The organism is Caballeronia sp. J97, assembly GCF_905220305.1.
Lineage (GTDB): Bacteria > Pseudomonadota > Gammaproteobacteria > Burkholderiales > Burkholderiaceae > Caballeronia.
Genome location: NZ_CAJMZL010000001.1, coordinates 59,654 through 73,375, shown reverse-complemented (window position 1 = coordinate 73,375; position 13,722 = coordinate 59,654). Strand labels below are relative to the sequence as shown.

General features: G+C 63.2%; 10 protein-coding genes. 8 read left to right on the top strand and 2 right to left on the bottom strand.

The genetic code is table 11. From position 1 onward, the window contains the following. The first annotated feature begins 158 nt into the window (after positions 1 to 158). From U4Y90_RS00335 to U4Y90_RS00305, 7 genes are all read left to right on the top strand, one after another. Positions 159 to 1,181, top strand: a complete 1,023-nt coding sequence (locus tag U4Y90_RS00335) for a LacI family DNA-binding transcriptional regulator (protein ID WP_321791057.1) — start codon at positions 159 to 161, stop codon at positions 1,179 to 1,181. A 26-nt stretch (positions 1,182 to 1,207) separates the two neighbouring features. Beyond that, on the top strand, positions 1,208 to 2,149 hold the full coding sequence (gene rbsK, locus U4Y90_RS00330; RefSeq protein ID WP_321791055.1) for a ribokinase: 942 nt from the start codon (positions 1,208 to 1,210) through the stop codon (positions 2,147 to 2,149). Between the two features lie 180 nt (positions 2,150 to 2,329). After that, positions 2,330 to 4,045, top strand: a complete 1,716-nt coding sequence (locus tag U4Y90_RS00325; RefSeq protein ID WP_321791053.1) for a methyl-accepting chemotaxis protein — start codon at positions 2,330 to 2,332, stop codon at positions 4,043 to 4,045. A gap of 128 nt (positions 4,046 to 4,173) precedes the next feature. Continuing rightward, positions 4,174 to 4,935, top strand: coding sequence for a hydratase (locus U4Y90_RS00320; protein ID WP_321791051.1), 762 nt, complete (start codon positions 4,174 to 4,176; stop codon positions 4,933 to 4,935). A gap of 421 nt (positions 4,936 to 5,356) precedes the next feature. Continuing rightward, complete coding sequence (locus tag U4Y90_RS00315; protein WP_061176098.1) at positions 5,357 to 7,279, top strand: PrkA family serine protein kinase; 1,923 nt, start codon at positions 5,357 to 5,359, stop codon at positions 7,277 to 7,279. Between the two features lie 206 nt (positions 7,280 to 7,485). Further along, positions 7,486 to 8,751: a YeaH/YhbH family protein gene (locus U4Y90_RS00310; RefSeq protein ID WP_321791045.1), complete on the top strand. Its 1,266-nt coding sequence runs from the start codon at positions 7,486 to 7,488 to the stop codon at positions 8,749 to 8,751. Further along, on the top strand, positions 8,748 to 10,412 hold the full coding sequence (locus U4Y90_RS00305) for a SpoVR family protein (protein ID WP_321791044.1): 1,665 nt from the start codon (positions 8,748 to 8,750) through the stop codon (positions 10,410 to 10,412). The genes U4Y90_RS00310 and U4Y90_RS00305 overlap by 4 nt, the downstream gene beginning before the upstream one ends. 54 nt (positions 10,413 to 10,466) lie before the next feature. Here the strand turns inward: U4Y90_RS00305 and U4Y90_RS00300 are convergent, their stop codons facing one another. Further along, entirely contained in the window at positions 10,467 to 11,522 is a 1,056-nt protein-coding gene (locus U4Y90_RS00300; protein ID WP_321791042.1) for an AI-2E family transporter, read from the bottom strand. Positions 11,523 to 11,806: 284 nt separating this feature from the next. On the opposite strand from U4Y90_RS00300, the gene rarD reads away from it, so the two are divergent. Continuing rightward, positions 11,807 to 12,682: an EamA family transporter RarD gene (rarD, locus tag U4Y90_RS00295; RefSeq protein ID WP_321791040.1), complete on the top strand. Its 876-nt coding sequence runs from the start codon at positions 11,807 to 11,809 to the stop codon at positions 12,680 to 12,682. Positions 12,683 to 12,686: 4 nt separating this feature from the next. Here the strand turns inward: rarD and U4Y90_RS00290 are convergent, their stop codons facing one another. Then, positions 12,687 to 13,682, bottom strand: a complete 996-nt coding sequence (locus U4Y90_RS00290; protein WP_321791038.1) for an aldo/keto reductase — start codon at positions 13,680 to 13,682, stop codon at positions 12,687 to 12,689. Positions 13,683 to 13,722: the final 40 nt, after the last annotated feature.

Genomic DNA, 13,722 nt, shown 5'->3' with positions numbered 1-13,722 from the left:
CGGTGGCAGGCGGCAGCGGCGGGCGGAATCTCGCAGCCGCCGCGGACAATGAAGCAAGCAGGGCGCGGGGAAAGCAAAGCGGCGCATAAAGGACGTGCGCGCCGGACGCCTTACGACCAATAAGAGCAGTTGGACCAAAGCATAGCGAAGGACGATGTATGGCGACGATCAAAGACGTGGCAGCCATTGCCGGGGTGTCGTTTACGACGGTATCCCATGTAGTGAACAATTCGCGGCCGGTGTCGGCCGACGTGCGGGCGAAAGTCGAGCGGGCGATCCGTGAGCTCGACTACGTGCCGTCGGCGGTCGCGCGCTCGCTGAAGGCGCGTTCGACGGCGACCATCGGCCTGCTCGTGCCGAACGCGACGAATCCGTATTTCGCCGAGCTCGCGCGCGGCGTCGAGGACGGCTGCGCGAAGAACGGCTATTGCGTGTTCTTCTGCAACTCGGACGACGATCCCGCGAAGCAGCGCAACTATCTGCGCGTGCTGCAGGAAAAGCGCATCGACGGGCTCGTGATCGCGTCGGCGGGCGAGGACTCGGTGCTCGCGCAATGCCTCGCGGGCGCGCGTGAGCCGCTCGTGATCGTCGATCGCAATATCGAGGGGCTGCAATCGGACCTCGTGCAGATCGACCACGAAAAGGGCGCGTATCTCGCGACGCGGCATCTGCTGCAGCTCGGCCATTCGAAGATCGGCTGCATCACGGGGCCGGTCGCGACGGCCGTGTCCGCGATGCGTCTGCACGGCTTCATCCGCGCGATGGCCGAGCGCGGCATCGAGATCGAGCCGAACGCGATTCAGCAGAGCGATTTCTCCGCGACGGGCGGTTACGCTGCGGCCTCGCAATTGCTCGACAACATGAAGCCGACCGCGATTTTCGCGTGCAACGACATGATGGGCATCGGCGCGCTGCGGGCGGCGGCGGAGCGCCACATCAACGTGCCGACCGACTGCTCGATCATCGGTTTCGACGATGTCGAGCTGTCGCGCTACACCTATCCGGCGCTCTCGACGGTAGGACAATCGGTGCGCGCGCTCGGCGAAATGGCCGCGCAGACGCTGATCGACCGCATCACCGGCAAGCTGACCGGCACGACGCGCCGGCGCGTCGTGCCGCCGCGCCTAGTGCGCCGCGAATCGACGGCGGTGGTGCCTGAAACGCGCGGCGCGAAGGTGTAACGAAGACATTTCACTCAGGGAAGAAGATGGGCGACACCGCCAAACAAGGCCGCGTGACCGTGATCGGCAGCCTCAACATGGATCTCGTCGCGCGCGCGCCGCGTCTGCCGCGACCGGGCGAAACGCTCGCCGGCCACGCATTCGCGCAGGTGCCGGGCGGCAAGGGCGGCAATCAGGCGGTCGCCGCGGCGCGTCTGGGCGCGCAGGTCGCGATGATCGGCTGCGTCGGCAACGATTCCAACGGGGCGACGCTCAGAGGCAGCCTGGAGGCCGAAGGCATCGACTGCGCGGCGCTCGCGACCAGTGCGGGCGCGCCGACGGGCGTCGCACTCATCGTCGTCGACGATGCGAGTCAGAACGCGATCGTCATCGTCGCCGGCAGCAACGCCGAAGTCACGCCGGCGAATATCGAGGCGCAGGACGCCCTGATCGGTCAGGCCGACGTGATCGTGTGCCAGCTCGAAACGCCGCCGGATACCGTGCGCGCCGCGCTCGCCGCCGGCCGCCGTCTGGCGCGCACGACAATCCTCAATCCCGCGCCCGCCGCGCGCAAACTGCCGCCGGACTGGTTTCCGCTCATCGACTATCTGATCCCGAACGAACTCGAAGCCGCGACGCTTTCCGGCGTGGCGATCGATACGCCGGACGATGCGCGCCGCGCCGCGCGGGCGCTCAAGGCGAAGGGCGCGCGCAACGTGATCGTGACGCTCGGAGCGCAAGGCGTGCTCGCGCTGCTCGACGGCACGGAAGGTGCCGAGGGTGAGGGCGTTCATCTGCCGTCGCCGAGGGTCGAGGCAATCGATACGACCGCCGCCGGCGATACCTTCATCGGCGGCTTCGCGGCGGAACTCGCGCGCGGCGCGGCGGCGCTGGATGCGATCGCGTTCGGCCAGCGCGCGGCGGCTATCGCGGTGACGCGCGAAGGCGCGCAGCCATCTATTCCGCACCGCAGCGAAATTTCCGCATAACTATTCAATGCTCATTGAAAAACGGCGCGCTCGACGCGCCGTTTTCTTGTCAGACGAAATATTTCCCTAAAGTGCCGCGCCTTTCGCGCCGTTTACGTCGATAGCGGTCGCGCGATGTCACGCGCGCACGCACGTCACGAAACGACGACTTCGCTCGCGAGCAACATCAGGGAAAACTCAATGAAAAAAGCTTTGACGATCAAGGCGCGCCTCGGCATCTCGATGGCGTTTCTGGGTGCGCTGCTCATCGCGATCGGCGCGCTGGGACTCACCGGCATGAGCCATTCGAATCACGCGTTTCAGGACACGTATTCGGTGCGGATGCCCGCGGCGATCGCCGTCGGCAACGCGGAAATGTATGCGGCGCGCGAGCGGCTCGTGTTCGACCGCGCGGCGCTGCTCGCAGGCACGCCGGAAGTGGCGTCCACCGTCGAGCGCGCGCGCATGATGCGCGAGCGCGCGGACGGCTACTGGAAGGAATACACGTCGCTGCCGCAGTCGCCCGGAGAAAAGCGTCTCGCCGACGCCGCGCAGGACAAGCGCCTCGCGCTGCAGGGCATCGTCGACAAGGGCGTCGCCGCAGTCATGGAGAACGATCACGACGGCATCATCGCGAACGCCAAGGCGATGCAGGCCACCTACAACGAACTCGCCAACGCGAACGAAGCGCTGCGCAAGTACCTCACCGAAACGTCCAGAAAGAGCTACGAGGAAACCCAGAGCCGCTTCGAGTGGTTCCGCGCGCTGAGCCTCGGCGCGATCGCGCTCGGCATCGCGGCGGCCGCATTCGCGTGGTTCTCGCTCAGGCGCGCGATCGCACGGCCGCTCGAAGCCGCGCTCGGTCATTTCGAGGCAATCGCCGCGGGCGATCTGCGCCGCGAGGTCGCGGTCACGTCGCGCGACGAAATGGGCCAGTTGCTCGACGGTCTCGCCAAAATGCGCGCGAGCCTGCTCGCGACCGTGCGCACGGTGCGCTCGGGCAGCGAATCGATCGCGTCCGCCACGCAGCAGATCGCCGCGGGCAACACGGATCTTTCGTCGCGCACCGAGGAACAGGCATCGGCGCTGCAGGAAACCGCGTCGAGCATGGAAGAGCTGACCGGCACCGTGCGCCAGAATGCCGACAACGCGCGGCAGGCGAGCGCGCTCGCGGCGAACGCGTCGGAGATCGCCGGCAAGGGAAGCGCTGTCGTGACCCAGGTCGTCGACACGATGCGCGAGATCAACGGCAGTTCGTCGAAGATCGCGGACATCATCACGATCATCGAAGGGATCGCTTTCCAGACCAACATTCTCGCCCTCAACGCGGCCGTCGAAGCGGCGCGCGCGGGCGAGGAAGGGCGGGGCTTCGCGGTCGTCGCGGGCGAGGTGCGCAGCCTCGCGCAGCGCTCGTCGGCGGCGGCCAAGGAGATCAAGGAACTGATCGACACCTCGGTGGCGCGCGTGCAGACGGGCACGACGCTCGTCGACGAAGCCGGCCGCACGATGAACGAGATCATCGGCGCGGTGCAGCGCGTGACCGACATCATGGGCGAGATCGCGGCGGCGTCGGAAGAGCAGTCGAGCGGCATCGACCAGGTATCGCGCGCCGTCACGCAGATGGACGAAGTGACGCAGCAGAACGCCGCGCTCGTCGAGGAAGCGGCGGCCGCCGCGCAGTCCCTCGAAGATCAGGCCGCGCGGCTGCGGCAGGCCGTGGCGGTGTTCCAGGTGAGCGACGGCACGGCGCTCGCTGCCGCACCGGTCACGTCCACGTCGGCGCTGAAAATTGCATCGCGTGCAACGGTGAGCCCGCGCGTCGCGCCGAAGCCCGTCGTGACGGCCCCGGCGAAGCGCGCTGCGCCCGCACCGGTCCCGGCGACCGCCGACGCGGGCGGCGACTGGGAGACCTTCTGAGCATCGCGCGCGGCGCGTAGCCGCGCACGTTTCGGGAATGCGCGCGAATGCACACGCGCGCAACCAACGCCGATCCGGTAACCCGTACACTGAGGGGTGTGCGTCATCGCTCACACGAGGATACCGACATGACCGGATCGACACTCGCCGCGAAGCTCGCGGACGCCCGCCGCCGGCATCAGCTGATCGAAACGCTGGCAAGCGCCGACATTCCGGCCGATGCGCCCACCGCCTATGCGATCCAGCACGAGATGCTGAAAGTGTCGGATGCGCGCATCGGCGCCTGGAAGATCGGCGCGCGCGCGCCCGACGCGCTCGCCACGGGCGCGCCCATCGACGCCGCGCTCGTCCACGTTTCGCCGGCGCGCCTGCCATTTCAATCGTTTTTCCGGGTGCTGGTGGAACTCGAAATCGCGTTCCGCTTCGCCTGGGCGCTGCCCGCGCGCCCCGACCCTTACACCCGCGAGGAAGTATTCGACGCGATCGGCGGCATGGCGGTCGCGCTCGAAGTGGTCGACAGCCGTTTCGCTCAATGGCCCAATCTCGACCCGCTCGCCCAGCTCGCGGATTCGCAGAACAACGGTGCGCTCGTCGTATCGGGCATGGAGCCTTACGACGTGATCGCACCCGGGTTCGACTTTCTGACGCCGCGCCTGGAATTCACGCTCGACGGCGTATCGATCGCGCCGGCCGCACTCGGCAATCCGGCGGGCGATCCGCGCGAACTGCTGCCCTGGCTCGTGAATCATTGTTCCCGCATGGGCCTGACCGTCGAGCCGTTCTGGACCATCACCACGGGCTCCTATACGGGCGCGTATCGCATCGACGGACCGGGGATGCTGCACGGCGCGATCGACCGCATCGGCGAACTGGAACTGGTGCTCGCATGAGGTACGAACACCCTACATCGAAAGCGGTTATTGATGCTGTCGCATGTGCATCGATGGTGTCGACGTATCGCATCTCATGCGCGCGAGCGTACGTATCGATGTCACAGCGTTGCATGAAGCGATGCATGAACGCGCTCGTGTGAGGCGCACGTCGCATTGGCGGACGGAAGCGGTGAATAAGTCGCGAAGAGCGCGGGGAAGCGAACAGGCAGGAACGATGTCGAGCAAGACGATAGCGACATTGGGATGAGGATTGTAGGTGAACGAAAATAACTCACCAAGCTAGTAATTCTTCGAAGCAAATGAACAACGCAAGTGCGTGAAAAAAAATTCGAAAGGGTTTAGGATGATTTCAAGCGATGTCGTTTCGATTACGCGCGTTGCGCACGGCATAGCTTTCTGACTTCGGCGAGGAGGTAGCATGGATATCTACAGCAGTTTCGCGACCCGCTTCGAAAAAACCCGCGAGGAGGAGTTCTCGCTCGAAGAGTATCTCGCGCTCTGCAAAGAAGATCCGGCCACATACGCAACAGCGGGAGAACGCATGTTGACGGCCATCGGGGAACCGGAGATGGTCGACACTCGCCTCGACCCGCGTTTATCGCGTGTGTTTGCAAACAAGAACATCAAGGTGTACCCGGCGTTCCGCGAGTTCTACGGCATGGAGGACGTGATCGAGAACGTGGTGTCGTACTTCCGGCACGCGGCGCAGGGTCTGGAAGAGAAGAAGCAGATCCTGTATCTGCTGGGTCCGGTGGGCGGCGGCAAGTCGTCGATCGCCGAACGGCTGAAGCAGCTCATGGAGCGCGTGCCGTTCTATTCGCTCAAGGGATCGCCCGTCAACGAATCGCCGCTCGGCCTCTTCGATTACGACGAGGACGGTCCGGTGCTCGAAGAGCAATACGGCATCCCGCGCCGTTATCTCAAGAGCATCCTCTCGCCGTGGGCCGTGAAGCGCCTGCACGAGTACAACGGCGACATCCGCAAGTTCCGCGTGGTGCGCCGCTATCCGTCCATTCTTCGCCAGATCGGCATCGCGAAGACCGAGCCGGGTGACGAGAACAACCAGGACATCTCGTCGCTCGTCGGCAAGGTGGATATCCGCAAGCTCGAAACCTACTCCCAGGACGACGCGGACGCATACAGCTACTCCGGCGGCCTGTGCCTCGCCAATCAGGGCCTGCTCGAGTTCGTCGAAATGTTCAAGGCGCCGATCAAGGTGCTGCACCCGCTGCTCACCGCGACCCAGGAAGGCAACTTCAAGGGCACGGAAGGCTTCGGTGCAATTCCGTTCGACGGCGTGATCCTCGCGCACTCGAACGAGTCGGAGTGGAAGGCGTTCCGCAACAACAAGAACAACGAGGCGCTGCTCGATCGTATCTTCGTCGTGAAGGTGCCGTACTGCCTGCGCTACGGCGAAGAGATCAAGATCTACGAGAAGCTCCTGCGCAATTCGTCCCTCGCCGAGGCGGTCTGCGCACCGGGCACGCTCAAGATGATGGCGCAGATGGCCGTGCTCACGCGCCTGCACGAGCCGGAAAACTCCAGCCTCTTCTCGAAGATGCAGGTCTACGACGGTGAGAACCTGAAGGACACGGATCCGAAAGCGAAGTCGTATCAGGAGTATCGGGATTACGCGGGCGTCGACGAAGGCATGACGGGTGTCTCCACGCGCTTCGCGTTCAAGATTCTGTCGCGCGTCTTCAATTTCGATTCGAGCGAAGTCGCGGCGAATCCGGTGCATCTGATGTACGTGCTCGAACAGCAGATCGAACGCGAGCAGTTCCCGCCGGAGACGGAGCAGAAGTATCTGTCGTTCATCAAGGACGTACTGGCTTCGCGCTATGCCGAGTTCATCGGGAAGGAGATTCAGACTGCTTATCTGGAGTCGTATTCGGAGTATGGACAAAACATCTTCGACCGTTATGTGACGTATGCGGACTTCTGGATTCAGGATCAGGAATTCCGCGATCACGACACTGGCGAAAGCTTCGACCGCGCGGCATTGAACGCCGAGCTGGAGAAGATCGAGAAGCCCGCGGGCATCAGCAACCCGAAGGACTTCCGCAACGAGATCGTGAACTTCGTGTTGCGCGCTCGTGCGGCCAATGGCGGCAAGAATCCCGCGTGGATCAGCTATGAAAAGCTGCGCGTGGTGATCGAGAAGAAGATGTTCTCCAACACCGAAGAACTTTTGCCGGTGATTTCGTTCAACGCAAAAGGATCGGCCGAAGAGCAACGCAAGCACGAAGACTTCGTCAATCGCATGGTCGCGAAGGGCTACACGCCGAAGCAGGTGCGCCTCTTGTGCGACTGGTATCTGCGCGTGCGCAAGTCGTCGTGATGTAACGAGCAAGGCAAGACGGGAGTCGGCGCCCGGGCGTTCGACTCCAGTCCCGCGCAAAGCGATAGTCAGGATGTCCCTGCGCGCCGGGCGCATGAATTGCGTCCGGAGCGCACAATGGACACTTTGCGAGACGGAAGACGACGCGCACTGCCGAGCGCTCGCGCAGCGTCTTACACCCTCGCCAATAACGCGGGAGACTGGATGTGCTGCACCAAATCATCGACCGCAGGTTAGCCGGCAAGAACAAGAGCATCGCGAACCGCGAGCGCTTCCTGCGACGCGTCAAGAGTTACATTCGCCGCGCCGTGTCCGACGCGGTGCGCGATCGCAGCATCAAAGACATTCAAAGCACGCAGAGCATCACCATTCCCAAGAAGGACATCTCCGAGCCCTCGTTCCGTCACGGACCGGGCGGCAAGCGCGAGTATGTCCATCCGGGCAATGCCGATTACATACGCGGCGACAAGATTCCGCGTCCGCCGGGCGGCGCGGGCGGCGGCGGCAAGAGCGCCAGCAACGAGGGCGAAGGGCAGGACGATTTCGTCTTCGAACTCTCGCGCGAAGAATTCATGCAGTACTTCTTCGACGACCTCGAACTGCCGCGCCTCGTCAAAACTCAACTGCTCGCCGTGCCCACTTGGAAGAACGTGCGCGCGGGCTGGGCGGCGGAAGGCACGCCGAACAACATCGACGTGGTGAGATCTCTGCGCTCCGCGCTCGGGCGACGCATCGCGCTCGGCTGGCCGCTCGCGTCGCAGTTGCGCGAGATGGAGCGCCAGCTCGAGCAGTTGAAGGAAGAGAACGCCGATCAGGAAGAGATCGCGCGGCTCGAGGCGGATATCGTCGTCATGCAGGGCCGGATCACGCGCATTCCGTTCATCGATCCGTTCGACCTGCGCTACATCAATCGCGTGAAGCAGCCGACGCCGTCGAGCAAGGCCGTGATGTTCTGCCTGATGGACGTCTCCGGCTCGATGGACGAGCAGCGCAAGGATTTGTCCAAGCGCTTTTTCATCCTCTTGTATCTGTTCCTGCAGCGGAACTACGAGAAGATCGAAGTCGTGTTCATCCGGCACCATACGCGCGCCGAGGAAGTCGACGAAGACACCTTCTTCCATTCGACGGAGAGCGGCGGCACGGTGGTGTCGAGCGCGCTCGAACTCATGAAGAAGATCATGGACGAGCGTTACTCGCCGACTGAATGGAATATTTACGGCGCGCAGGCTTCGGACGGCGACAACTGGACGGACGATTCCCCGAAATGCCGCAAGCTGCTGTCGGACGACATCCTGCCTAAGGTCCGGTATTTTGCCTATATTCAAGTTGCGCCGGAGGAGCAAAATCTCTGGTTGGAGTATGCTCAGCTTGCCATGGGCGCGCCCGAGCTGGCCATGAAAAAGGTCGATTCGGCCGCGGACATCTATCCGGTATTCCGTGAGCTGTTCGAGAAACAGCAGGCGGCCGCATGACGACGCGGCACTTGCATAACGAAACGCGTGGGTATCAGCTGGATGGCACGGACGATCGTGCCGACTCCCGGCTTGGACCAGAGGCAAGGCAACGCAAGGCGTCCGCGAAGGCAGACGAGGCGCACGAGGAAGGCAGAATGAATGTTTCGGAGAAGCGGCGGCCGCTGCCGTGCCCGTCGGACTGGAGCGTCGAACTGATCGAGGAGTACGACGCCGAGATTTCGCGCGTCGCGAACCGTTACGGTCTCGACACCTATCCGATCCAGCTTGAAATCATCAGCTCCGAGCAGATGATGGACGCCTACGCGTCTGTCGGCATGCCGGTGAACTATCGGCACTGGTCGTTCGGCAAGCACTTTCTCGCCACCGAGAAAGGTTATCGGCGCGGGCAAATGGGCCTCGCGTACGAAATCGTCATCAATTCGAATCCCTGCATCGCGTATCTCATGGAAGAGAACACCATGACGATGCAGGCGCTCGTGATCGCCCACGCGGCTTACGGGCATAACTCGTTTTTCAAGGGCAACTATCTCTTCCGTCTCTGGACGGACGCGCACGCGATCATCGATTACCTCGTCTACGCGAAGAATTACATCGCCGAGTGCGAGGAGCGGTATGGCCTCGATCGCGTCGAGGAACTGCTCGATTCGTGCCACGCGCTGATGAATTACGGCGTCGATCGCTACAAGCGGCCGCAGAAACTATCGCTCGCCAAGGAAGCGGCGATGCGGCGCGAGCGCGAGGCGTATCTGCAGTCGCAGGTCAATGAACTGTGGCGCACGCTGCCGAAGGGCAAGGAGCCTTCGCCGGAGGAAATCGAAAGCCGCTATCCGCCGGAGCCGCAGGAAAATCTGCTGTACTTCGCGGAAAAGAACGCGCCGCTGCTTGAACCGTGGGAGCGGGAAGTCATTCGTATCGTCCGCAAGATCGGGCAATATTTCTATCCGCAGCGGCAAACGCAGGTCATGAACGAAGGCTGGGCCACGTTCTGGCATTACACGCTGCTGAACACGCTCTATAACGAAGGCCGTCTCGAAGACAGCTTCATGATGGAGTTCCTGCACTCGCATTCGAACGTCGTGTATCAGCCGCCGGTGACGAAGCCGTATTACAGCGGCATCAACCCCTACGCGCTCGGCTTTTCCATGATGAGCGACATTCGCCGCATCTGCGAAAACCCCACGGACGAGGACCGCGAGTGGTTCCCGGAGCTCGCGGGCAGCGACTGGCTCGAGTCCCTGCATTACGCGATGCGCAACTTCAAGGACGAAAGCTTCATCGCGCAGTATCTGTCGCCGCATCTGATTCGCGAAATGCGCCTGTTCTCGATTCTCGACGACGACATGCGCGACGCGCTGGAAGTGTCGGCGATTCATGACGACAGTGGGTATCGTTATGTGCGGCAGGCGTTGTCGCGGCAATACGACATTCATCATCGCGAGCCGAACATTCAGGTGTATTCGGTGAATACGCGGGGCGATCGCAGTCTTACGCTGCGTCACTTCATGACCGATAACCGCCATCTGGCGAACGACAGCGATGAAGTGCTCAAGCACATGGCGCGCTTGTGGCAGTTCGATGTGTATCTGGAGAGCGTCGATGAGAACGGGACGGTGAGGAAGCGGTTCGAGTGCCGCTATACGGCGCCGAACACGCGCTGAACCACGCTCGAAATCAAGAACCGGCTCCTGTGAGCCGGTTTTTTCTTTTTGCGCCTACTGTTTGCTCGCCTCGTCCTGCGAAAACAAATCCCAGCTCGCCATGAACAACGCCGCGACCAGCGGCCCGATCACGAACCCGTTGATGCCGAACAGCGCCATCCCGCCCAGCGTCGAAATGAGCACGACCCAGTCGGGCATTTTCGTGTCCTTGCCGACGAGAATCGGCCGCAGCACGTTATCGACGAGTCCGATCACCACGACGCAGAACACGACGAGTATCAGTCCCTTGACGATCTGCCCCGTCATGAAAAAGTAGAGCGCCGCGGGCGCCCATACGATCGCCGCGCCGACCGCCGGCAAGAGCGACAGGAACGCCATCAGCACGCCCCACAGCAGCGAGCCGTTGATGCCCAGAATCCAGAAGATCAGGCCGCCGAGCAGGCCCTGCACCGCCGCGACCGCGATATTGCCCTTGACCGTCGCGCGCACCACCGTGGTGAACTTCGCGATCAGATGTTGCTTCGGTTCGGGATCGAGCGGAATCGCGCGCCGGATGCGCCGGCCGATCTCGCCGCCGTCGCGCAACAGGAAGAACACGAGATAAAGCATCACGCCGAAGCTCACGACGAACTGGAACGTGTTCTGCCCGATCGAGAGCGCCTGCGTCGCGGCGAACTGGCTGATCTGCGTCGCGCCTTCCATCAGCTTGCGCTGCACGCCACCGATGTCGTCGAGCCCGTAACGCCCGAGCAGTTGCTGCGCCGATACCGGCAGCGCATGCAATACGTGCTGGAAGTAAAGCCCGAAATTGAGATCGCCGCTTTTGATCCGCGCGTAGACGAGGGCGATTTCCTGAACCAGCGTCACCGCGACAATCGCCACCGGAATGATGACGATGAGAATCGCGGCGGCCAGCGTCGTCAGCGCGGCGAGATTGCGGCGCTTGCCGAAGCGCGCGGCGAGGTAGCGCTGCATCGGCTGGAACAGAATGGCGAGAATCGCGCCCCAGAAGATCGCGCCGAAAAACGGCAGCAACACCCAGGCGAGCGCAAGTGTCACGGCGCACAGCAAGATATGGAAAAAATTTTGATTGACGGTTTGGTTATTCATGCGTGACCAATGAGACAGGCGAACGGGGGGACGGCGATTCGCGAGGCCGGCCATGCCAGCACGGCCCTTCGGACGGCCTTCGCGCTCAGGGTTCGAGCCGGATTTCCTTCAAGGGTTCGCCGCGAATCGGCAAATTACTCGGTGGCCACTGGAGCCGGACCCCGCGCGTCGACTAAAATCCGGCTTCCAATCCTTGCGGATCGCTTTCCGGCAAAACGGCAAAGAGGCGCGGACGCACGAGCCGATCGTTCGTGCGCGGCCATGTCCGCTCTACGCATCGAACAATGAATCCAGGCGTCGTCTACGCATTCGCGGCCTTTGCCATCTGGGGCCTTTTCCCGATCTACTTCAAGGCCTTGCATTCGATCGGCGCGGTCGAGATGCTCGCGCACCGCATGGCCTGGTCGATGGTCTTTCTGCTGATCGTCATGACCGCGCGCCGCCAGTGGGCGTGGCTCGGCCCCGTCCTGCGCGACCGGCGCCTGCTCGCGCGCTTCGCGGCGAGCGCCGTGCTGCTGTCGGCGAACTGGGGCATTTATATCTGGGCGGTGAACGCCGGGCGCATCGTCGAGGCGAGTCTGGGGTACTTCATCAATCCGCTCGTCAACGTGCTGTTCGGCATGGCTTTCCTGCACGAGCGGCTGAGGCCGGTGCAGTGGATCGCAGTGACGATCGCCGCGCTCGGCGTCGCGTGGCTGACATGGGTGAACGGCGCGCCGCCGTGGATCAGCCTCGCGCTCGCGTTGACGTTCGGCGGCTACGGGCTCTTGCGCAAGACCGCGTCGCTCGGCGCGCTCGAGGGGCTCACGCTGGAAACGATGCTGCTTTGTCCGGTCGCGCTGCTCTATCTTTTCTTCCTGAACTCCCACGGCGGGAGCGGCTTCGAGCATGCTTCGCTCGGCGTGAAGCTGCTGCTCGCGGCGGCGGGGCCGGTGACCGCGGTGCCGCTGCTGCTTTTCGCGGCAGGCGCGCGGCGCATTCCGCTATCGATGCTCGGGCTCATCCAGTACATCACGCCGTCGCTGCAATTGCTGATCGGCGTCGTGATCTATCAGGAATTCTTCGGGCACGATCAGCTGATCGGCTATGGCGCGATCTGGACCGCGCTCGCGATCTACTCGCTCGAAGGCGTGTATCGCGCGCGCGCGGCCCGCGCCTGAACGATCAGCGCAACGCGTCGCCAAAGCGATACTCGACCGTCGCTTCGTCGAGCTTCGTCTTGATCTCGGGATCGATCGGCTGATCGACGGCCGCGAGCGTCTCGTTCAACTGATCGGGCCGGCTCGCGCCGATGATCGCCGAGGTCACCGCCGGATTCGCCAGCACCCACGCAAGCGCCGTGCTCGCAAGCGAGCGACCGGTCGGCGCGACGATCTTGTTGATCTGCTCGATCGTGTGAAACTCGCGCTCGTGCCAGTAGCGCTGCGAGTACATCGCGCCCGCCTTGCCGACCGCGCCGGTGAAGCGCCCCTCGCTCGGGCCGGCATCGTAGCTGTGCTTGCCCGTCAGCAGCCCGCCCGCGAGCGGGTTGTACGGAATGACGGCGAGTCCTTCCTCGGTCGAGAGCGGCAACAACTCGCGCTCGATCTGGCGAAACAGCAGGTTGTAGCGCGGCTGCACGGAGACGAAGCGCGCGACGCGCAGCACGTCCGAGCGTCCGAGCGCGCGCGCGAGCCGGTACGCCAGAAAATTCGACACGCCGATATAGCGCGCCTTGCCTTGCCGCACGATGGTGTCGAGCGCTTCGAGCGTTTCATCGAGCGGCGTGTCGTGATCGTCGTTGTGGAGTTGATACAGGTCGACGTAATCCGTATCCAGCCGCTTGAGCGACGCGTCGATCGCGTCGAGCAGATGCTTGCGCGATGCGCCCTTGTGCCACGCGAGCGGCCCCATTTCATGCACGGCCTTGGTCGCGAGAATGTAGTCGTCGCGGCGGCCCTTGAGCCAGCGCCCGACGATCTCTTCGGTGCGGCCCGCGAGATCGTGCCCGCTGCCGAGCGGATAGACATTCGCCGTGTCGATGAAATTGACGCCCGCGTCCGCCGCGCGGTCCATGATGCTGCGCGACACGTCTTCCTCGGTCTGCAGGCCGAAGGTCATCGTGCCGAGTGTGAGACGCGAAACGGTGAGACCGGTGTTGCCGAATTTGCGGTATTGCACGGTTGCGCTCCAGAAGAAAACGATTCGATGGGTCCGACAG